Genomic DNA, 19,448 nt, shown 5'->3' with positions numbered 1-19,448 from the left:
GTCGTGACCACGCACGTCTCGCCACATGCAATTGCCTTGCAGGTGCAATACGGCTGTTACCGCTGATGCACACACTTTCCGCATACGCAGCGCCCGCACGTGGCGTCGGCCGATGTACGCACCGGGGATCCGCTGCATCGGCATCACTTTCCGCATCGAGAAGCCACTGATGTCTTCAAATTTTCCGGCGCTGGCTTGGGCGCCGCTACCGTTCTTCCTGTTGTGTGTGATTCCGCAGGCCAGCGCGCAGAGTGCAGCCGCGACCACGGTGGATCCCACGCCTGCTGCACCGGCCGCGGAACAGGCCGCAGCCGCCCGCGTCACCATCAACGAGTACCTGGTGCGAGGCAATACTGTGCTGCAGGCGCGTGATATCGAGAAGGCGGTGACTGCCTATCTCGGCCCCGGCCGCACCATGAAGGATGTGGAAGCGGCGCGCGATGCCTTGCAGCAGGCCTACCAGGGCAAAGGCTACCAATCGGTCTATGTGGATCTGCCCGAGCAGCAGGTTACCGGCGGCGTGGTGATCCTGCAGGTCACCGAGACCCGCATTGGCCAGGTCAAGGTAGTCGGTGCCGAGCACAATGACCCGCAGCGTCTGGCCGCCCGCGTGCCGGCCCTGCAGGCGGGTGCTGTTCCGGATTTCGAGCGTGCGCAGTCGCAGCTGACCGAGCTCAATCGCAGCGGCAAGCGCCAGGTGGTGCCGCTGGTCAAGCAGGGTGCCGCCGACGGCACCATGGACGTGGAGCTCAAGGTCGACGACAAATCGCCGTGGCGCTACAGCGCGACGGTCAACAACGATCACAGCGTCGATACCGAGCCGCTGCGCAGCATCCTGACCGTCGGCCACGACAATCTGTGGCAGCGTGAGCACACTGCGTCGCTGACGTTCTTTGCCGCGCCGCAGGACCTGGATCAGGCAAATGTATGGTCCGCTGCCTACGGCATGCCGCTCGGCAGCCCGGACTGGATGCTGGAGTTCAACGGCTACCGCTCGGACAGCAACGTGGTCTCCACCGGGCAGACGAATGTCACCGGCAAGGGCCATGCGCTTGGCGTCAAGCTCAGCCATACCTTGCCGATGACCGGGGCATGGTGGCACCAGCTCTCGGCCGGAATCGATTTCAAGGACCTGGACGAGTCCGTGGCGATGGTTGGTCAGGCATCGAACTTCGCGCCGCTGAAGTACGCACCGTTGACGCTGGCCTATAGCGGCTTCCGCCAGGGTGACAAGCATCAGCTCAACGTCGGCCTGCAGGCGGTGTTCGGTGCACGCAGCATGTTCGGCTATGGCAGCAGCGATGACGAGTTCGACTGGAAGCGGGCCTATGCAGATCCCAGCTTCTTTGCCCTCAAGCTCGAGCTGAGCGACACCTATACGCTGGAGAGTGGCGCGCAGTGGTATGCGCGGCTGTCGGCACAGATGACCGACCAGCCGCTGGTGTCCGGCGAGCAGTTTGCCGCTGGCGGCATGTTCACCACCCGCGGTTACCGCTCGGCCGAAGGCATCGGCGACTACGGCGCGCTGGCCACGCTGGAATGGCGCACGCGGCCATTGGGCCTGTGGGGCCTGCAGGACTGGCGTTTCTATGGCTTCGTAGATGGCGCCTGGCTGGGCTTGCGCCAGCCCTTGCCCGAACAGGCAGACAGCGCCTCGATGAGTGCCGTCGGCGTAGGCAGCAGCCTGCGCATCGGCCAGCACTACAACCTCCGCCTCGATTACGGCCGCACGCTCAGCGACGGCCCCACAACGACCAAGGACGCCAACCGGCTGCATCTCAGCGTCGGCGCCAGTTACTGATCCTGATATTCCACGACTTTCCGGAGATACCTTCAATGCAACGCTTCATTGCCCTGTTGTTGTTCTGCCTGAGCATGTCCATGCTCAACGTCGCGCATGCCGAAACCACCTGGTGGCAGGCCGACTGGAAGTACCGCAAGCCGATCACCGTGGACGCCAGCCCGAACGGTGCTGCGTTGGGCGGAAATCTTGGCCGCACGCCCGTGCTGATCCGCCTGCATACCGGCAATTTCGCCTTCGATGGCGTTGCACCCGAGGGCAAGGACCTGCGCTTCATCGGCGCCGATGGCCACACCGTGCTCAATCACCAGGTCGAGCAGTACGACGCGGACCTTGGCATGGCGTTGATCTGGGTCGACGTGCCGACGATCAGCGGTACCGCCGCGCAGACGCTGTGGATGTACTACGGCAACCCGGGCGCACCGGCTGCAGGCAATGGCCAGCGCGTATTCGATCCGGACTACAGCGCGGTCTATCACTTTGCTGACAGCGCTGCCGAGGCGCGTGATACCACCGCATACGTGAACACCTTGAGTGGCGAGTTCAAGCCGGCCGATGGCGCCATCATCGGTCGTGGCGCGCAACTTGGTGGAGCGCCGCTGCACCTGCCGGGTGCGCCGTCGCTGGCCATTGTCGCCGGCGGCGCAATGACCTTCTCGGCCTGGGTCAAGCCGGACCAGATCGGCCCGGACCAGGCCATCTATGCGCGCCGCGAGGGCGGCAATGTAGTGCTGGTGGGCGTGGACAACGGCGTGCCGTATGTGCGGGTGAACCAGCAGCGAAGCCAGCCGGTGCCGGCACTGGTGAACGGTCAATGGGCGCATATCGCGGTGACCGCCGCCGATGGGGTGGTGACCTTGTTCGTCGGCGGCCGCGAAGCCGTGCGGATGGAGGCAGCCTTGCCAGCATTGGCCGGTGAAGCGTTGCTCGGTGGTGACATTGTTGCTGCGGATGCGCTTGGCGATGCCGCTGCGATCCCCGCTGCGCAGCCGTTTATTGGCGTAGTCGATGAAGTGCGCGTGTCCAAGCTCGCACGCCCGGCAACAATGTTGTTGGCTGATGCCACTGCGCAGGGCGCAGAGTCGCGTTTGATCGCCTTTGGTGAGGACGAGCAGTCGGCTGGCGTCAGTCACTTCGGTTTTATCCTCAAGGCGATGCCGGTCGACGCCTGGGTGGTGGTGATCGTGCTCGGCCTGATGCTGCTGCTGTCGTGGGCGATCATGATCGCCAAGAGCCGCTACTTCGGCACCGTGGCCAAGGCCAACGAGAGCTTCACCTCGCAGTACAAGAAGGTGACGGGTGCGCCGGTCGCTTCGCTGCAGGAACTGGAACGCACCGGCACGCTTGCGCCGGAGATCCGCGAAAGCTCCACGTTGTGGCGCCTGTATCGCATCGCCATGGACGAAATGGATGGCCGCGGTTCGCATCATCACGGTTTGACCGCTGCTGCGATCACCTCCATCCGCGCATCGATGGATGCCGAAGTGACGCGTGAGACCGAGCGCATGTCCAAGCGCATGAACTGGCTCTCGACCACGATCGAAGGTGCGCCTTACATCGGCCTGTTCGGCACCGTCATCGGCATCATGCTGGTGTTCGCGGTGGCTGCCATGGCGGGTGCGGTTGACATCAACTCGGTGGCACCGGGCATGGCCGCGGCGCTGCTGTGTACCGCAGCCGGCCTGGGCGTCGCCATCCCCGCCCTGTTTGGCTACAACTGGCTTGCCTCACGCGCTGAAGCCATTGCCGCCGACATGTCGGTATTCGTTGACGAGTTCACCGCACGCCTGGCCGAAGAGTTCGACCGTAGCACGCCGGCGACCGCGGCACGTCCGGTCCAGGCCTGAGGAGATCATCATGGCCAGGGCTAAGCGGTTCGGTATCAAGAAACGCGAGAAAGGAATCAACGTCACCCCGTTCGTCGACGTGCTGCTGGTGGTGCTGGTGATCTTCATCCTCACCAGCAACGCCACCATTCCAGGCATCGAGGTCAACCTGCCGAAGGCCAGCTCCAGCATGGCGCTGGAGAAACCCAAGACCAAGGCGATCACGGTCGACAACGCCGGGCAGATCTTCCTGGACGCCTATCCGGTGAGCCTGGCCGAGCTGGAAGACCGCCTGCGCACCGAGAAGGCACTGAGCCCGGATTTTCCGGTGATCGTGCGTGGTGATGCGCAGGTGCAGTACGCACGCGTGGTCGAGGTGCTGGACCTGCTGCGCAAGATCGATCTGACCCAGGTCGGCCTGGTCACCGGCAAAGTGCAGGGGTGAGGGCGTGACTTCCCTCCACTCCCGCAGCGGTGACAGCGTGCCCGCGTGGCGCCGCTGGTGGCCCGTGGCGGCGTTGCTCGTCGGCCTGGCGGCCGTGGCGTTGCTCCTCTGGTACCTGCTGTTCAAGGACACCGCCAGTACGCGCCGGCCCGTGGCCGAGATCCCAATGGTGATGTTGCCGCCGCCACCGCCGCCGCCCCCACCGGAGCCCGAGCCCGAGCCGGAGGTGACCCCTGAAGAGGTCATGCCCGAGCCCGAGCCGCTGGACGAGGTGCCCAAGCCCACCGAAGAAGCGCCGACGCCCGACACCGCCGACCCGGTGACGATGGATGCCGACGCGCAGGCCGGCGGCGACAGCTTCGGTATCCAGTCCGGTTCCGGCGGCGGGCGCAGTGGCGTCGGTGCCGGTGGCGCCGGCAACGCGAGTTACGGGCGTTACCTGGGCTACGTGCTGCAACAGGCCGTGGCGCGCGACCCGAAGGTGCAGCGCCTGGCCTTCCAGCTGACCGTCAACGTCTGGCTGGACGAGGCCGGGCAGGTGACCCGCGTCGAGCTCGCGCGCGGCAGCGGCAACACCGAAGCCGATGAAGCGGTGCTGCAGGCGATCCGCGCGATCGGCCGCATCGACGAGCGGCCGCCAGCATCGCTGAGCTTCCCTGCGCGGGTACTGGTGCAGGGGCGCCGACCGGCCGGATGAGCATCCCGATCTCTTTCTTTCCCGATTCTTCCTTTCTGCGAGCAAGCCGATGACCTGTTCTACCTTCCGTTCCGCGCTGCGCGGATTGCGCACGACCACCCTCGCCACCGGCGTCGCGCTGGTGCTTGCCAGCGGCGCTGCGCACGCCCAGGCCGGTGGCGGCGACAGCACCATGATCAAGTTGATCCGTGGCTTGATGGACAGCGGTGCGCTCAAGCCCGAGGTTGGCGCAGCCCTGTTGCTGGAAGCGCAGCGTGAAGCCGCACCGGCAGCTGCCACTGCCACGGCGGTGGCGGCGCACCCCGGCGATGTACGCGTTCCCTATATTCCGCAGAGCGTGCGCGATGAAATCCGCGAGGAGGTCAAGGCCAGCGTGATGGCCGAAGCCAAGGACCAGCGCTGGGCCGCTCCTGGCCAGGTGCCGGAGTGGACCCAGCGGCTGAAGGTGCAGGGCGATGTGCGCGTGCGCAACGAAAGCCGTCTGTACTCCCAGCGCAACAGCGACATCGAAGTGGACTGGGCGCGCATCAATGCCGGCAATGGCTATGACGTCAACGGCAATACCAACCTGGACCTGCCGCCGCTGCGCAACAGCCGCCAGGACCGCAACAATTCCTGGCGCATCCGCGCCCGTCTTGGCGTGGTAGCTGAGCTGGGCGAGCACACCCGAGCCGGCGTGCGTCTGGCGACCGGCAACGACAATGGCCCGGTATCCACTACCCAGACGCTCGGCGGCGGCTTGGGCAAGAAGGACGTGTGGTTGGACCAGGCGTGGTTGTCATGGTCGCCGCTGGCGGGACTGGACATCCAAGGCGGCCGCTTCGGCAATCCGTACTGGTCCACCGATACCCTGTTCTCCAACGACCTCAATTTCGACGGTATGGCGATCAAGTACGCACATCCCATCGGTGGTGATGGGCTTTCGCTGTTCGCAACATTGGGTTTGACGCCGCTGGAGTATTCCTCCGACAGCTTCCCCAGCACCAGCCAGAACAAGATGAAGAGCGAGAACAAATGGCTCAATGGCTTGCAGGTGGGTGCGGACTGGCAGTTCGGTGATGCACAGAAGCTGCGCGCCGCCGTGGGCTACTACGACTTCCGCAACATCGCCGGTGAGTACTCGCAGCCCTGCGCGCTGTATGCCGGTGCCGATTACTGCAGCAGCGACTGGACGCGTCCGGCGTTCATGCAGAAGGGCAATACGCTGATGTTGCTGCGTAACATCGCGGTCAACCCGCTTGATCCGGCCAATACGCCGATGCCGCAGTATGTGGGACTGGCCTCGGAGTTCGAACTGCTCGACCTCAATCTTGCATGGGAAACCCCCTTGTTCGACGGCATGGGTCTGCGCGTCGAGGGCCACGCCATCAAGAACCTTGCCTATGATCCCAAGCAAATGTGGAAGCGCGCACAGGGCGGCATCGTCACCAACCTTGCTGCGCCGGTGAATGGCGTGGCGGGCCCGCAGGACATCCGCAGCGGTGACATGGCCTATATGGCGCAGGCAACGTTTGGCCAGTTGGCACTCAAGCAGGCCGGCGATTGGAACCTGGCCCTGGGCTACAAGCGGCTGGAGGCGGATTCATTGCCCGACGCCTACAACGACTCCAACTTCCATCTCGGCGGCACCAATGCCAAGGGCTACTACCTGGGCGGCTCCTACATGTTCGACAGGAACGTGTGGCTGACCGGGCGCTGGATGGCAGCCAAGGAAGTGACTGGCGCACCGCTGTCGATCGATGTCTTCCAACTGGAAGTGAACGCAGGCTTCTGACCGGCGTCCGCACGCTCTCAATCGAGGAAGCAGCTTCTGCTGCCCCGAAATCACAACTGGAAGGACCTGCAAAATGACGACCGATACCGTACTCGACCAAGACACGACACCGCCTGCAGACGCATCGGCAGCGCAAGTTGAAAGTGATGCTGGCAGCACGCCTCCCGCCTGGCCGATGCTTTACCGCAACCCGGTGGTGCTGTCCTCGCAGGCACATGGCCATTGGCGGTTGCGCGCTGGCGATGCCGCGTTTGCCGCTGACAGCCATTCCGTGCCGCTGATGATCGGCGAGTTTGCCGCTGCCTCGCGGGCCTACCCGATGGTGTTCGCCGGTGCGGACCACCTGCCGGTGGCCGTGCTTGGCCTGGAAGCGGAGCAGAACCGCTTCGTCATTGCCGACCAATGGCGGCCGGAAACCTATGTGCCGGCGTACCTGCGGCGCTATCCGTTCGTGTTTGCGCGCACCAGTAATCCGGATGGCTATGTGCTTGCCATCGATGCAGATGCGGACATGCTGGTGCAGGAAGGCGAGGAAGGCCAGCCGCTGTTCGAAGGCGACCAGCCCGCGGCGATCACCCGCCAAGCCATGCAGTTCTGCGAAGCCTTCACCCGCGAAGATGCCGCCACCCGCGCGTTCAGTGCAGCGCTGGCGGATGCGGGCGTGCTGGTGCCGCGGCAGGCCGATGTGGCCCACGCCGATGGCCGCAGGCACAGCTTGCAGGGCTTCCATGTGGTCGATCCAGAGCGGTTTGCAGCCCTGCCGGACGCCACCGTGCTGCAGTGGCATCGCCAAGGCTGGCTGGCACCGGTGCACTTCCACCTGGCCTCGCTGGCACGGTTCGCCGATCTGACCACCGACTGATCCTGTTCACGCGTGGCGCCGGGCAGCTGCCGTCGCAGTCCTTGCCGATTGCAGGCGGCAAGGTTGACGGTGACTGCCCGGTGACCACGCCCTAGGCGTGGACGCGCGATTTGAAGGGATGCCTGCAAGCGCCCTGGCATGCTTGCCGGCGGTGGGCCTGCTGTCGCGCCAGGGCATGATCTGCACGTATCGGTTTGCCGTACCGGCGCGGGGGTATCGGCGCCGAGCCAAGGGGCACCTGCGGTAATACATGCAAACCTCAGCCTCGCGGGCGGGGTCATCCTCGGTTGCCAGCGGATTTGACCCGGCCGCTTGGCGGGTGCAAGCTCGGATACAGTGCTGCGCAACTCAGGAGTCCCGATCATGACTGCTGTCGGTTCGATGAGTACCCCGGGCGACAAGTCGCCGCCCTCGCATTTGTGGCGTGTGTTCTGGCTGCAGGGGGTGATCCCCAGCAACCTGCTCTGGGCGGCGGCGCTATGGGCGCTGATGCAAGACAAGACCAGCCTGCTGCTCGGCCTGTTCGCCGTATTGCTGCTCTACACCGGTTGGATCATCCCCACGGTGTGGCGGGCCGCGCCCAGCGCGCACAACCCCAACTATGGCTTGGCCGCACGCGGCCTCACCGTGGCGTGGGGGCTGAACACGGTGCTGGTGATCTTCTTCCTGTTGCTGCAGCTTGCGACCTGACCGGGCTGCAGGCTGGCGAGGCTGCGCGCGGTCGGAACCGCGGGCTAGTAGAACTGCACCGGCGCGCCATCGCGGTCAAATGCGGCGAAGCGGCTGATCTGGCCGTCATTGACGGCATTGACCATCAAACGCAGTGGCTGCGCGGCTTCATCACTGGAGGGAGCAATGCCGGCGCGGCCATCCAGCGAGGCAACGAATACGAGATCCCATGCCAAGCCGGTCTTTGCGGACTCGGCGGCCAGCGCGGCAAACGAGGCGATTTCCTGTGGCGCCTTGTCCACGCACAGCACCGGGCTCAGGGTGCCGCCTTCACCGCTGTCATGGCGCGAATGTTGATCGGCGGTTGGGGATTCAGGCAGGTCGGCTTTGACGAAGACGAACAACAGGCGTTGTGGCTCGGTCTGCTCCGAAGCGGCACGCAGTAGATCGTCGAAATCACTCAGCATCATGATTGTTTTCACAGGGAGGAAGCCACTGAGGCGCCATGCTGCCACAGCTGAGCAGGGTCTGGCTGGGGTCTGAATTGATTTAAGTCATGCCATCGTCGCAATGCCCCGCGTAGGCTGGCAGCCTGTCAACAAAGGCGAGGGCATCCCGGCATGCCGGGCGAGCGTGCAAACGTGGAGTCAGAAGGTGAAACAGCCCTGAGCCAACTCACCGACGGCTTCGGTCGCAGCTTTCCATACCTGCGTCTGTCGCTGACCGAGGCCTGCAACTTCCGTTGCAGCTATTGCCTGCCCGATGGTTACCAAGCCGACGGCCGCCCGCAGTTCATGGCGGTGGATGAGATCGAGCGACTGGTGCGCGGGTTTGCCGCGTTGGGCATGCACAAGATCCGCCTGACCGGCGGCGAGCCAAGCCTGCGCAAGGACCTGCCGCAGATCATCGCCACCGTGGCGAAGGTGCCGGGCATCCGCAAGGTGGCCATCACCACCAACGGCTGCCTGCTGCCACGGCACCTGCCGGGCTGGCACCGCGCTGGCCTGACCGCGCTCAACGTCAGCATGGACAGCCTGCAGCGCGAGCGCTTCCATGCCATCACCGGCCACGACCGCCTGCCAGAGATCATGCAGGGCCTCAACCTCGCGCAGGCCCTGGGCCTGCAGTCGATCAAGCTCAATGCGGTGCTGCTGCGCGGCCTCAACGATGACGAGCTGCCGGCGTGGATGGAATTCCTGCGCGAGCGCCCCATCAGCGTGCGTTTCATTGAGCTGATGCGCACCGGCGACAACCGCGAGTACTACGAGCGCCATCACCTGCGTGCCGATGTGGTCATCGAACAGCTGTTGGCTGCTGGTTGGAGTGAGCGCAAGCGCGGTGCCGATGCCGGCCCGGCGCGCGAGTTCAGCCACCCGGATTATCGCGGCAGCGTCGGCATCATCGCCCCGTATTCAAAGGACTTCTGCAAAGGCTGCAATCGCCTGAGGGTCACCGCGCGTGGCGATCTGCGCCTGTGCCTGTTCGGTGACTTCGGCGTGGCGCTGCGGCCGTTGCTGCAATCCGACGACGACCAGGACGCACTGCTGGCGCGCATCACCACCCAGCTTGGGCTCAAGGCGGCCGGGCATGGATTGCATTTCGGCCAGACCGGGCTTACCCCACACCTGGCCTCGATTGGAGGATGAAACAAGCAATGAGTGGGCAGATAAGTGCGGCATTCCACATGGCCGATGTACGCGACAAACGCATCACCCGCCGCCGCGCGGTGGCGGTCGGTGAGCTGATCGCCGGGCCGATTGCCTACCCGTTGATCGTCGAGCGGCGCCTGCCCAAGGGCGACGCGCTGGTGATGGCTGAGATTGCAGGCCTGCAGGGCGCCAAGATGGCCTCGGCATTGATGCCGATGTGTCATCCGCTGCCGTTGGAGCTGGTGCGGGTGTACTGCGCGCCGGTGCCGGAACGGCAGGCGATCCGGGTCTGGTGCGAGTGCGCGAGCGAAGCGCGTACCGGCGTCGAGATGGAAGCACTGGCCGGCGTCAATGCCGCCCTGCTGACCTTGTATGACCTGAGCAAGCCGGTCGAGCCGGCGCTGGAAATCAGTGCCATCCGCCTGCTGTTCAAGGAAGGCGGCAAGAGCGGCGTGTGGACGCACCCGCAGGGCATGGATGCCGGCGAGCTCGAACGTTTTCGGCCACGCCCGCCCAAGACTCTGGGGGCCGCACGCTCGCGGTGATGCAGATCAGCGGCGGTTCGCAATCCTTCAATGTAGTGAACGCGTTGCGGGTGCTGGGGCGTTGGATGCGCATGATCACCATCCCCAACCAGTCGTCGGTACCGAAGGCCTGGCAGGAGTTTGATGAACAGGGACGGATGAAGCCATCGACGTACTACGACCGGGTTGTCGATGTGATGGAGGAACTGGTGAAGTTCACGCTGCTGGTCAGGGATCGCAGTGACTATTTGGTTGATCGCTACAGTGAGCGCAAGGGGGACGCAGCGGCGGCGGCTCTTGCGGCGGCCTCCGGCGCCAGCTCTCCTCAAGCGGCCGCAGGAGCCGGAGCATGAAGGCAACCATCTACCACAACCCCAGCCGCGGAACCTCCAGGAATGTGCTGGCTCTGATCAGGCATGCGGGCATCGAGCCAGTGATCGTCGACTATCTGACCGATACGCCGTCCAGGGCGCGATTGGCTGGGCTCATCGGCAAGGCTGGATTGACCGTGAGAGAAGCAATCCGCCAGAAAGGAACGCCCTACATTGAACTCGGCCTGGACGATGCGGACCTTGCCGACGATCAGTTGATCGACGCGATGCTGGCGCATCCCATCCTGATCAACAGACCGTTCGTGGAAACTGACCTAGGAGTGCGACTTGCTCGCCCGTCAGAGGTGGTCCTTGCAATCCTGCCGGCGGTAGTCAATCCCTTCGTAAAGGAAGACGGCGAGCTGGTCATCGGTGAGCATGGGAACAGTCCCGCATCTTGATCTTCACTGATACGCGCAGCCGTTGCAGAGCAGACGATGAAAACTTTCAAGACAATTTCCGTGAATGTTGCTGTCTTGTCCTTGCTGAAGGACGCCGCGCTGCCCGTAACCGACCTTGAGGACAGTGTGCGTAGGGTTTTCGGTGGTCTCTACGAAGAAGATGAACTCATCGGTGTAGTGGGTGTAGAGCTGCATCCACCGGCAGGCTTGCTACGTTCCTTGGCGGTCGCGCAGGGCCATCGAGGACTTGGCTACGGCTCGGTGCTGGTGCGCCATGCAGAACAGCTAGCGACCAATGCTGGCATCACCGAGCTGTTTTTAATGACGACCACGGCAGTTGCCTTGTTCGAACGCTGGGGCTACAGATGTCTGCCCCGGGCGGCAGCGCCGGAATCAATCCGCACGTCTCAGCAGTTCTCCGGCTTATGTCCTGGAACTGCGGAATTCATGATGAAGCACTTATAGCGTCGGCGTCTCTTTATGGCCGATACCGGCCGGCCCTCTAGCCCAAACGACGCTACAGCGTTCTGTAGCACTGATGCCTCCAGAACGGAAAGTCCGTAACCTTAGTACTTCACGCGTCGGACCGTCCGCGTTCGACAAGCAGTCGAAAGTCCGATCTTCCGGCCCCCTTACTCGTAGAAGGCTCATTGATGCTCAGCGTCACCAGCAAAGCGCTTGGAACGCCGGTTTTCGGTCTACTTCGAATCCGTTTCATAGTGGCCAAGCAGCGTGGTGTCAACTACTCGTTCCTCTTCATGCGAGCCCATGGAGCACAACTGCGCGAGATCACTTCACTGATCGAATCAGGTGCAATCCACCCCGTCGTTGACCAGGTATTTCCGTTCGCCGAAACCGCCAAGGCGTTGACCTACGTCGAGAGTGGTCGTGCCAAGGGGAAGGTCGTCGTACGGATGATCTAGCCGCCACCTGGACCTGCACACTCTCCGATCAGGCCTTTGTCGTGGCCGGATGGAGGCGCGGCCGACGCTGCTGAGTCAGTGGTTGCGATCAACGCGCAACGCCGACAACAGAACGGTCCGTTGCTCCCGATTCCAAAATCGCTTATGCATTTTTTTACACGGAAACTCGCCGCTGGCGTCATTGTTATCAATGCTACGACGCAGATAGTTTGTCCTGGCTTCGATGGCATCGCACCACGTAGCGCTAACGCACTTCAGCATCCGATACGCCCCCACAACGCGCCTCCCCCCAAAGGAACGAATAATGAGTTTTTCCACCGTCAATCCATACAGCGGTCAAACCATCAAGACTTTTCCGGTCGCCGATGCCGCTACGATCGATGCCGCCATTGAAAGCGCCCATGCCGCGTTCCTTTCCTGGCGGACGACCCCGCTGGCGGAGCGGGCTGCCGTATTGCAGCGGGCTGCCGATCTACTTCGCAAGGACTCACGCCGCTTCGCGGAAATCCTCACCCTTGAGATGGGGAAGCTGATCGGCGAAGCCGAGGCAGAGGTCGAGCTGTCGGCGAAAATCCTTGAGTACTACGTGAAATTCGGTGCCAAGCAACTGGCACCGCGCGTATTGCAGGCCAACGGCTTCGCTGACGGCGATGTTCAGCTGATCAAGGAGCCGCTCGGCGTGCTGTTCGCCATCGAGCCGTGGAACTTCCCCTTCTATCAGGTCATTCGCATCACCGCACCGCAGACCACGGCCGGTAATGCCGTGTTGCTCAAGCACGCGTCCAACGTGCCGCAATCGGCGCTCGCCATGGAACAGTTGTTCCGGGATGCCGGCGCGCCCGAGGGACTGCTAACCAACTTGTTCGTATCGCACGACGATGTCGAGACGGTGATTGCCGACCCTCGCGTGCGAGGTGTGGCCCTGACAGGCAGCGAGCGGGCCGGCTCGTCCGTCGCCGCGCTGGCGGGCAAGTACCTGAAGAAGAGCACGCTGGAGCTAGGAGGGGCCGATGCCTTTATCGTGCTCTCCGATGCCGATGTCGAGAAGGCTGCGAAATGGGCGGTGTTCGGACGTCACTGGAATGCAGGCCAGGTCTGCGTCTCGTCCAAACGCATCATTGTCGAAGACGCCATCTACGACAGCTTCCTGGCGCACTACCGAGCCGGTGTCGCCGAGCTTGTGGCCGGTGACCCTCTGGACCCGAGCACCACTCTGGCACCACTGTCATCACAGGGTGCGCGCGATGGGCTGGCCAAACAGGTCGAAGCAGCAGTTAGCCATGGCGCAAAGGCCGAGACAGTCGGCAAGCCAGTTCCGACGCAGGGTAGCTTCTACCAGCCTACCCTCCTCACCGATATCAGCCCGGACAATCCGGCCTACCACACGGAGTTCTTCGGCCCGGTCAGCCAGATCTATCGCGTGTCCGATGAGGATGCGGCCATCAAACTGGCCAATGACTAACCGTATGGTCTGGGTGGTTCGGTGTTCAGCCAGGATGTTGCCCGTGCCAAGCGGGTGGGCGGACAACTTGAGACCGGTATGGTCTACATCAATCAGCCGACCGGCGTGAAAGCTGACATCCCCTTCGGCGGCGTGAAGAACTCAGGTTACGGCCATGAATTGATTGACCTGGGATTGACCAAGTTCGTCAACGAAAAGCTTCTGGTCATCAGCGATATTGACGGTTCCTTCTGAATCCACGTAAACGGCGGGGGACGCATGCTGCGCTCCCGCCGCTGTTCGGATTCTCAAGAAATAATCTTCCAACCAACAATGAAAAGGAATTCTCATGGATAGCTTTGAAGTACAGATCATCCACGAGCCAAAGAAATTCTCTGAAGCACACCAGGACCTTGTGGGGGCACTTGCAACCTACTCTCCACATGGCACAAACGATCCAAGCGTTGTCTTCCTTCGACGGGTGCACATCGAGGAAGCGGAGCAAATGCTCGCAGAGTCAAAGAGCGCCAGCCCAAATAGCGAGGAGGCTTGGTACTTTCTAACAAAAGCAGCCCGTGCGGTTGGCTACCTCGCCGCATCCAAGAACGCCACATACCTCCGCGATGACGTAGAAGATCCGCGCGCCGCCGCGCGCAAGAATGGAAGCTTAGGTGGTTCTGCGAAGGGAGCAAACGCTAGAAAGGTTCTCGACGATATCGCCACTAAGATGCTCAGCGCAGAACCTCCAAAGGGTGGATGGGATAAGGCCGGCCTTAGGAGGAAGTTCAACGAGATCACCGACAGCCTACCGAACTTTGCGGATCCTGAAAGAAAGTTCAGGGAAATCATCAAGCGAGAAGACATTCGGCGTTTAGTGCAGGCGAAGTAGCCGCAATGATCTTGCCTCGATATTCAGACGCATTGCGGATTGCATCGCTCTGTTTGCCAGAAGCGCACATCCTCAAAGCAGAGAATTTGACAAATAGCCGCTGTAAAAATTTACAGACTGCTATGTAACTGACTGATTTTTAGATAGATATTAGCTTCGCTCCCCAGGCATACAACCTGAAGGAGCGAACATGAAGAGCGACATCACCTCACCGCTGCGGATCATCCCCGTACGCGTCACTGCGGCCCGACTTAACGCGGGCCGCAGCACCCTCTATACCTGGATCGACGAGACGTCGCCCTATTTCAAGCCCGATCTGCCCAAGCCCGTCCGCTTGGGCTCCAGTGTCGGCTTCATCGAACATGAGATCGATGACTACATCCGTGGCCTGATGCAGGCCCGAGGAGGTGTAGCCGAGCATTAGTTCCGCTACTTGCTAGCGGCTGCTCCAAGCGGGCACGAGACGCACCGCTTGCTCCAGCTGACCACGACTGTGGCAGCTCACATCCCCTATTGAAGATCCAACTTATGAGTAACGACGTCAACGACGACGTGCAAGCGCACGCCGACAGCATTGCCGAGGCCCTGCGCGGCCTCAAGCCGAACGAACAGCATCGTAAGAGCCAGCTGTTCTCGCTCCTGTATCCGGTGATCTCCGATCTCCTGCAGCAGAACGTGACCCAGAAGTCGATCTTGGAAAAGCTCGGCGAAATGGGCCTGAAGCTGCACCCCGCCCGTTTCAAGGAACTCATGGCAGCGCAGGCCGCCACCGCCACCACCCACACCTCCAGCACCGACAAGGCACTCTAATGAACAAGCGCATCCCTACCTATCCGTTCCCGGTGAACGAGTTTTACAAGTCCGTGGCCCTGGCCATTGAGGAAACCATGGAGACCATCCAGGCACCGGATGCCCTGGTCGCTACTTCGTTCCTGACTGGCATGTCGATCGCATGCCAGTCCGATGTCGATGTCATGCTGCCGCATGCCGCCACGACGCCCTGCGCGCTGTATCTGGCAACGGTTGCCGACTCCGGCGAGCGCAAGACGGCCACGGACAAGCTTGTCATGAAGCCGATCTACGACTACGAGCGCTCGTATGCCAATGCGTACAAGGTCGCGGCGGAGCAGTACGAAGTCGATCACGGCTTCTGGGAGGTCGAGAGCAAGGCGATCAATCGCCTGATTACCAGCACCATCGCAAAGGGTGATAACACCACCGAGCTGCGTCAGCGCTTTGCTGTGCACAAAGCAGCCGAGCCGGTGAAGCCGGCATGCAATCGCATTATTGTGCAGGACGCGACCGAGCGCGGCTTGATCAATGCCGTGCAGGGTGATGGCAAGTCCATCGCCATGCTCAGCGATGAGGGAGCAACGCTCCTTAAGAGCGGTGCATTCCGCAACTCGGCAACCCTGAACAAGCTGTGGGATGCCCCTTCGCTGATCATGCTGGACCGCGCCGACGAGGTGGTCCAGGTCACGGATCCGCGCTTGACGCTCAGCTTCATGATCCAGGAGGATCTGTTCCAGGACTTCCTGAAGACGAAGAACAGCACGGCACGCGCATCCGGCTTCCTTGCGCGCTTCGTGTTCTGCCATCCCGAGTCGACCCAGGGCTACCGTGCGGCCACGGAGCTGACTGACGAGCAGCCGGTGCACGGCGCTAACATTCTGGCCTTCCACAAGCGCATGGCCGCGCTCTTGGAGGCCCGAGACCAGCGCCATGCCAATGGCAACTACAGCAAGAAGGTGCTGCGCTTCTCGACCGATGCCAAGGCACTGTGGAAGGAGATCTACGACATCATCGAACCGCAGCTCGCAAATGGCCGCGCCTACCACAGCATCCGTGATTCGGCCTCCAAGACCATGGAGATCGCCAGCCGTATCGCCGGCATCTTCCACCACTTTGAGGGTATCGAAGGTGAGGTGATAGAGCGTGCGACGCTGCAGCGTGCCATCAACGTCACGCGCTTCTATCACGATGAGTTCCTCGAGAACTTCGGCGACCACAATGACCTTCCGGAAGACGAGAAGGACGCCCGGGCCTTGTTGGGCTACATGCGCACGAAGTACTGGGACCGCGGTCGTAACTCGGCATACCGCAATGACGTTCGCAAGGACGGCCCTGTTCGCCATCAGGCCCGCTTTGTGGCCGCGTTGGACCTGATGGAGGAGGACAACGTCATCCGCGTGGCACGTGAACGCCGTTACGGCCGCACTGGCAAGTTCGTGATTTATTTCAACCCCGACTTCTTTGATCGTCCTGGGGCGCTCTGACCCCAGTCGTCCGCACAATAAAGGCCGCCCCTCACGGGGCGGCCTTTATCTATTCTGGTGACCACCAGGGGGCAGCGGCCTCGGACTTTCACACAAAATGGGCATGCACACGATGCGACTTTGCCCCAGCTGGGGCAAAGTCGCACGGTTTTCCGGGCTCCCGCCCCACCATTCTCAAAGCTTCCCTCGCCCGCGCATGGCTTGCCTGGCATTCACGTAGGCTAGCCGCTCGTCTCCGGACATCCCCCGAATCCGGAATGCTCCTAAGTGACGCTCAGCCTGACGTTCGATGCCCTGCTCTTTCAGTGTCCGGTGATCAACACGTTCCGCAATGCCATTGCGTTCCAAGTGCTCGTTGATGATGTTCGCAACCATGCACCGGCTTTCAATCACGCTCTCACTGACCTGCATGTTGGTTCTTCCGCACGCATCCTTCCTGCGTCCGCCCGCTTGGGGTCTGTCAGGGTTGTACCTGCGGAACATCTGCGACGCCGGTCGATCGATCCCATCCGGCATGCGATCTGAAATCATCAAGTGCAGGTGCAAGTTGATCCCCCCTTCGAGGGATGCCTCGGGTGCATGGACCGCGAACTGATAGGGCTTCGCACCTGCCAGGTAACAAATGAGATCGTGCACCAAGTCCCTCGCCCCGCTGCCGACAAGCTCATTTGGGAGCGCAATGATGAACTCCCTGTACGCGGCACCATTCATGCGCTCGTGTGCATCCGCTGCGGCCCAGAACGCTCGAGCACTTCCTTCTGCCCAGGAAGGCAGGTTCCCGCACCCAACGTCGACCAGATCCTCCCGTGACCGATACCTTCCTTCGCGACGTATGTAGTCACTATGCCCTACCGCCTTGCCTTTGGCGCCAGTCTTTAGCTGTAAATGGAAGATCTTCATGGTTAACCTCTATGTCGGGAATGAAAAAGGCCAGTGACGTTGGTCACTGGCCTCTGTGGGGTGGCTTGAAAGCTACTTAGCCTGATGGTTTTGGAGAAACGGTAAGTGCGCGCTCTGCATTCCCCCCCTCCCTTCTATTGCATGTAGTGCACGTCATTGGGGGGAGTCATGTAAGTACTAGTGGCCGGCTTCTCTCATACCTTATGCACCCAGGAGTAAGAAACTACTCACCCTGCTCCGAGCAGTAGTTCAATCAGTACGCCGCACTGACAGGCTTAGCCTCAATCAACTTCCCGTTATGAAGAACGTAGCTGACATTCTTCTCCACCGAGGGACAGCAGGTGGCATCACCCGGTCCCTGTACCAGGATCTTCATGACAACCATCCCGCCCTGCACTGCGAACTCCTGAACTCCCTCCCCATAACCCGACACAGGCAGTGAGTCTGCATACGTCAAACCATTACCTTCTTTGAGGAAGACCGCCAGGTGCGTGGCGTAACCGTTACCGCCATCAGTGGCCTGCAGTACGAACAGCGCGGCCTTGTCACTGACACCGTCGCCATTGAGGTCACCCTCGGCAAAGCGCCTAGCTTCGACGTCTTCCTCTGACTGATTGAATATGAAGGCATCTCGAGCCAGTGCTTCATTGATGACACTCTCCACCGGAGCAGCTGCAGAGGGCCCTGCTGTGATCTGCGGCTCTGCTTGCGCAGGTGCGCAGCTAACCGCTTCTGCCTGAGCAGATGTCAAACCCGCCGGCACTTCGCATCCAGCAAGGTTGATGTCCCCTGCTTGGGTGAGGGTCGATTCCTTCTTGCAGCCCACCAGCGCCAGTGCGGCCCACATGGCGCCTACCAACATACCTACCTTCTTCATCGTCTCTCCTGAGATCCTTTGGCAAAAATCAAAACACGCGCACGCAGCGGGCGTGCATCGGCACGCCCGCTATGTACCCTCTTTACCCCGTCAGTTCCTTTTGTCCGATCCGTCACAGACCCAGCAGTCCGGATCCAGTCCGCGAGCTATCTTGTCGGCCCGGATGCTCTCCTGCTCCGCTTGGTACTTCGCTTCGCGTTGGGCCGGCGTCAGCAGGCGTACTGCGTTGTATCGTTTCTCCGCCTCTGTAAGCAGAACTTCCTGCTTGGGCGTCAGAGCGAAATCATCGCTTTGCGAAATTGAACGGTGGAGTGCCCACATCTCCGGTTCGGTCAGGTATTCGGTGCCGTCTTGCAGATAGCGCGTCTGTGAGACCAGCTTTCCACCCTCGTACAGGCCCCGCTCCGAGACGGCTCCGTTCTCCTCCCAGTAGGCTTCCCACAGCCCTACAGGCACGCTGCCTTTGAAGTTGGCCTTTACCTTGACCTGACCATTCAGGTAGTAGCTGATCGCTTCTCCTTCCAGACCGTTGTTCACAGCCATGGCTTGGTAAGAGAGCTGCCCGGGCTTCTCGGCGAAGTAGATCTTGATTGGCCCTTCCACACGACCGTTCTGCATCGTCAGGATGACGCCAGGACTGCCCGTCTTTGTGTGGAACACGGTCTCCCCATCCAGACCGCCGTCCGTCCGCTTACCTTCGTAGGCGACGACCTGTGACTGCGGATAGCGGCAGATGTACTGGCCGCCTACCAATCCTTCTTCCACATCCACATCGCAGACATAGTTCAAGTTGCCCAGCAGTGCGGTCATGCTGGTGGTCTGATTGGTGTTCAGGTTCTGAAGGATGGTTCTTAGAGAGCCAAGGAGCGGTTCGAGCTGCTTGTGCGGCACACCGGTCACCCGTCCGTCAAAGGGTTCATTGGAGCCGGATTCGTAGATTTTGCCGTTACTCAGCTCTGCGTTGCGCCAGTCCAGGACTGGCTTGCTGCAACCCCCAAGAAGAAGCGCAGCCAGCATGGCTGCAACGTAGTTGATACTTTTCATGGAATTCCTTGTCTGTATGTTCGGGCGGCCGGCATTCGGTCGCCAGAGGTAACGAGCGATACTGTCGACGGCCTACTTC

General features: G+C 61.7%; 19 protein-coding genes and 3 pseudogenes. 18 read left to right on the top strand and 4 right to left on the bottom strand.

Annotated elements, in window-relative coordinates; translation table 11 throughout:
• Positions 1-169: 169 nt before the first annotated feature.
• The 7 genes from ACTT2I_RS16780 (at position 170) to ACTT2I_RS16750 (ending at position 8,095) form a co-directional block, all read left to right on the top strand.
• Positions 170-1,801 (top strand): ShlB/FhaC/HecB family hemolysin secretion/activation protein, encoded by a 1,632-nt coding sequence (locus ACTT2I_RS16780; protein ID WP_443096722.1) that lies wholly within the window; start codon positions 170-172, stop codon positions 1,799-1,801.
• Positions 1,802-1,836: 35 nt separating this feature from the next.
• Positions 1,837-3,648, top strand: coding sequence for a DUF2341 domain-containing protein (locus tag ACTT2I_RS16775; protein ID WP_312917321.1), 1,812 nt, complete (start codon positions 1,837-1,839; stop codon positions 3,646-3,648).
• A gap of 10 nt (positions 3,649-3,658) precedes the next feature.
• On the top strand, positions 3,659-4,072 hold the full coding sequence (locus ACTT2I_RS16770) for an ExbD/TolR family protein (RefSeq protein ID WP_312917322.1): 414 nt from the start codon (positions 3,659-3,661) through the stop codon (positions 4,070-4,072).
• 4 nt (positions 4,073-4,076) lie between these two features.
• Positions 4,077-4,769 carry an energy transducer TonB family protein gene (locus ACTT2I_RS16765; RefSeq protein ID WP_346481659.1) on the top strand — a complete coding sequence of 231 codons (693 nt, stop codon included), beginning with the start codon at positions 4,077-4,079 and terminating at the stop codon, positions 4,767-4,769.
• A 49-nt stretch (positions 4,770-4,818) separates the two neighbouring features.
• Entirely contained in the window at positions 4,819-6,543 is a 1,725-nt protein-coding gene (locus ACTT2I_RS16760; RefSeq protein WP_443096721.1) for a putative porin, read from the top strand.
• A gap of 73 nt (positions 6,544-6,616) precedes the next feature.
• Complete coding sequence (locus ACTT2I_RS16755; RefSeq protein WP_312917329.1) at positions 6,617-7,405, top strand: SapC family protein; 789 nt, start codon at positions 6,617-6,619, stop codon at positions 7,403-7,405.
• A 363-nt stretch (positions 7,406-7,768) separates the two neighbouring features.
• Positions 7,769-8,095 (top strand): hypothetical protein, encoded by a 327-nt coding sequence (locus ACTT2I_RS16750; RefSeq protein ID WP_312917332.1) that lies wholly within the window; start codon positions 7,769-7,771, stop codon positions 8,093-8,095.
• Positions 8,096-8,139: 44 nt separating this feature from the next.
• On the opposite strand, the gene ACTT2I_RS16745 is transcribed toward ACTT2I_RS16750, so the two are convergent.
• Entirely contained in the window at positions 8,140-8,544 is a 405-nt protein-coding gene (locus ACTT2I_RS16745; RefSeq protein WP_443096720.1) for a ribonucleotide reductase subunit alpha, read from the bottom strand.
• Between the two features lie 195 nt (positions 8,545-8,739).
• Here ACTT2I_RS16745 and moaA point away from each other — a divergent pair, with 195 nt between their 5' ends.
• The 11 genes and pseudogenes from moaA to ACTT2I_RS16690 all read left to right on the top strand — a co-directional run bounded on the left by moaA (position 8,740) and on the right by ACTT2I_RS16690 (position 16,548).
• Entirely contained in the window at positions 8,740-9,720 is a 981-nt protein-coding gene (gene moaA, locus ACTT2I_RS16740) for a GTP 3',8-cyclase MoaA (protein WP_312917365.1), read from the top strand.
• 8 nt (positions 9,721-9,728) lie between these two features.
• Positions 9,729-10,247: pseudogene (locus ACTT2I_RS16735) on the top strand (cyclic pyranopterin monophosphate synthase MoaC); the annotation flags it as partial.
• A gap of 2 nt (positions 10,248-10,249) precedes the next feature.
• Positions 10,250-10,600, top strand: a pseudogene (locus ACTT2I_RS16730) (arsenical resistance protein ArsH); the annotation flags it as partial.
• Entirely contained in the window at positions 10,597-11,019 is a 423-nt protein-coding gene (gene arsC / locus ACTT2I_RS16725) for an arsenate reductase (glutaredoxin) (RefSeq protein ID WP_312917334.1), read from the top strand. The pseudogene ACTT2I_RS16730 and the gene arsC, both read left to right, overlap by 4 nt.
• A 36-nt stretch (positions 11,020-11,055) precedes the next feature.
• Positions 11,056-11,484, top strand: coding sequence for an arsenic resistance N-acetyltransferase ArsN2 (gene arsN2 / locus ACTT2I_RS16720; protein WP_312917336.1), 429 nt, complete (start codon positions 11,056-11,058; stop codon positions 11,482-11,484).
• A 188-nt stretch (positions 11,485-11,672) separates the two neighbouring features.
• The gene (locus ACTT2I_RS16715; RefSeq protein WP_443096719.1) at positions 11,673-11,942 is read left to right on the top strand and encodes a zinc-binding dehydrogenase; all 270 of its coding nucleotides are present in this window, start codon (positions 11,673-11,675) and stop codon (positions 11,940-11,942) included.
• A 223-nt stretch (positions 11,943-12,165) separates the two neighbouring features.
• Positions 12,166-13,638 (top strand): annotated as a pseudogene (locus ACTT2I_RS16710) (NAD-dependent succinate-semialdehyde dehydrogenase).
• 94 nt (positions 13,639-13,732) lie between these two features.
• Entirely contained in the window at positions 13,733-14,272 is a 540-nt protein-coding gene (locus ACTT2I_RS16705) for a hypothetical protein (protein WP_312917282.1), read from the top strand.
• Between the two features lie 190 nt (positions 14,273-14,462).
• On the top strand, positions 14,463-14,696 hold the full coding sequence (locus tag ACTT2I_RS16700) for a helix-turn-helix transcriptional regulator (RefSeq protein WP_312917279.1): 234 nt from the start codon (positions 14,463-14,465) through the stop codon (positions 14,694-14,696).
• A 104-nt stretch (positions 14,697-14,800) separates the two neighbouring features.
• Positions 14,801-15,082 (top strand): hypothetical protein, encoded by a 282-nt coding sequence (locus tag ACTT2I_RS16695; RefSeq protein ID WP_443096718.1) that lies wholly within the window; start codon positions 14,801-14,803, stop codon positions 15,080-15,082.
• A complete protein-coding gene (locus ACTT2I_RS16690) occupies positions 15,082-16,548 on the top strand; it encodes a YfjI family protein (protein WP_443096717.1) in 1,467 nt (488 codons plus the stop codon). The genes ACTT2I_RS16695 and ACTT2I_RS16690 overlap by 1 nt, the downstream gene beginning before the upstream one ends.
• A gap of 174 nt (positions 16,549-16,722) precedes the next feature.
• On the opposite strand, the gene ACTT2I_RS16685 is transcribed toward ACTT2I_RS16690, so the two are convergent.
• The 3 genes from ACTT2I_RS16685 to ACTT2I_RS16675 all read right to left on the bottom strand — a co-directional run bounded on the left by ACTT2I_RS16685 (position 16,723) and on the right by ACTT2I_RS16675 (position 19,369).
• Complete coding sequence (locus ACTT2I_RS16685) at positions 16,723-17,448, bottom strand: MobA/MobL family protein (protein ID WP_443096716.1); 726 nt, start codon at positions 17,446-17,448, stop codon at positions 16,723-16,725.
• Positions 17,449-17,701: 253 nt separating this feature from the next.
• Positions 17,702-18,325: a hypothetical protein gene (locus ACTT2I_RS16680; protein ID WP_443096715.1), complete on the bottom strand. Its 624-nt coding sequence runs from the start codon at positions 18,323-18,325 to the stop codon at positions 17,702-17,704.
• Positions 18,326-18,415: 90 nt separating this feature from the next.
• Entirely contained in the window at positions 18,416-19,369 is a 954-nt protein-coding gene (locus tag ACTT2I_RS16675) for a toxin-antitoxin system YwqK family antitoxin (protein WP_443096714.1), read from the bottom strand.
• Positions 19,370-19,448 lie beyond the last annotated feature (79 nt).

It is taken from the genome of Stenotrophomonas sp. PUT21, from assembly GCF_052232875.1.
In the GTDB taxonomy this organism is placed as follows: domain Bacteria; phylum Pseudomonadota; class Gammaproteobacteria; order Xanthomonadales; family Xanthomonadaceae; genus Stenotrophomonas; species Stenotrophomonas maltophilia_N.
The sequence above is the reverse complement of the archived record's forward strand: the minus strand, read 5'-3'. Positions and strand labels throughout refer to the sequence as shown.

What these genes read in the sequence shown, in the direction of transcription:
- ACTT2I_RS16770 (WP_312917322.1), top strand. Translation starts at nt 3,659, where the DNA reads ATGGCCAGGGCTAAGCGGTTCGGTATCAAGAAACGCGAGAAAGGAATC.
- arsN2 (WP_312917336.1), top strand. Translation starts at nt 11,056, where the DNA reads ATGAAAACTTTCAAGACAATTTCCGTGAATGTTGCTGTCTTGTCCTTG.
- ACTT2I_RS16755 (WP_312917329.1), top strand. Translation starts at nt 6,617, where the DNA reads ATGACGACCGATACCGTACTCGACCAAGACACGACACCGCCTGCAGAC.
- ACTT2I_RS16750 (WP_312917332.1), top strand. Translation starts at nt 7,769, where the DNA reads ATGACTGCTGTCGGTTCGATGAGTACCCCGGGCGACAAGTCGCCGCCC.
- ACTT2I_RS16780 (WP_443096722.1), top strand. Translation starts at nt 170, where the DNA reads ATGTCTTCAAATTTTCCGGCGCTGGCTTGGGCGCCGCTACCGTTCTTC.
- ACTT2I_RS16775 (WP_312917321.1), top strand. Translation starts at nt 1,837, where the DNA reads ATGCAACGCTTCATTGCCCTGTTGTTGTTCTGCCTGAGCATGTCCATG.
- ACTT2I_RS16690 (WP_443096717.1), top strand. Translation starts at nt 15,082, where the DNA reads ATGAACAAGCGCATCCCTACCTATCCGTTCCCGGTGAACGAGTTTTAC.
- ACTT2I_RS16715 (WP_443096719.1), top strand. Translation starts at nt 11,673, where the DNA reads ATGCTCAGCGTCACCAGCAAAGCGCTTGGAACGCCGGTTTTCGGTCTA.
- ACTT2I_RS16705 (WP_312917282.1), top strand. Translation starts at nt 13,733, where the DNA reads ATGGATAGCTTTGAAGTACAGATCATCCACGAGCCAAAGAAATTCTCT.
- ACTT2I_RS16745 (WP_443096720.1), bottom strand. Translation starts at nt 8,544, where the DNA reads ATGATGCTGAGTGATTTCGACGATCTACTGCGTGCCGCTTCGGAGCAG.
- ACTT2I_RS16700 (WP_312917279.1), top strand. Translation starts at nt 14,463, where the DNA reads ATGAAGAGCGACATCACCTCACCGCTGCGGATCATCCCCGTACGCGTC.
- ACTT2I_RS16685 (WP_443096716.1), bottom strand. Translation starts at nt 17,448, where the DNA reads ATGAAGATCTTCCATTTACAGCTAAAGACTGGCGCCAAAGGCAAGGCG.
- arsC (WP_312917334.1), top strand. Translation starts at nt 10,597, where the DNA reads ATGAAGGCAACCATCTACCACAACCCCAGCCGCGGAACCTCCAGGAAT.
- ACTT2I_RS16675 (WP_443096714.1), bottom strand. Translation starts at nt 19,369, where the DNA reads ATGAAAAGTATCAACTACGTTGCAGCCATGCTGGCTGCGCTTCTTCTT.
- ACTT2I_RS16760 (WP_443096721.1), top strand. Translation starts at nt 4,819, where the DNA reads ATGACCTGTTCTACCTTCCGTTCCGCGCTGCGCGGATTGCGCACGACC.
- ACTT2I_RS16695 (WP_443096718.1), top strand. Translation starts at nt 14,801, where the DNA reads ATGAGTAACGACGTCAACGACGACGTGCAAGCGCACGCCGACAGCATT.
- ACTT2I_RS16680 (WP_443096715.1), bottom strand. Translation starts at nt 18,325, where the DNA reads ATGAAGAAGGTAGGTATGTTGGTAGGCGCCATGTGGGCCGCACTGGCG.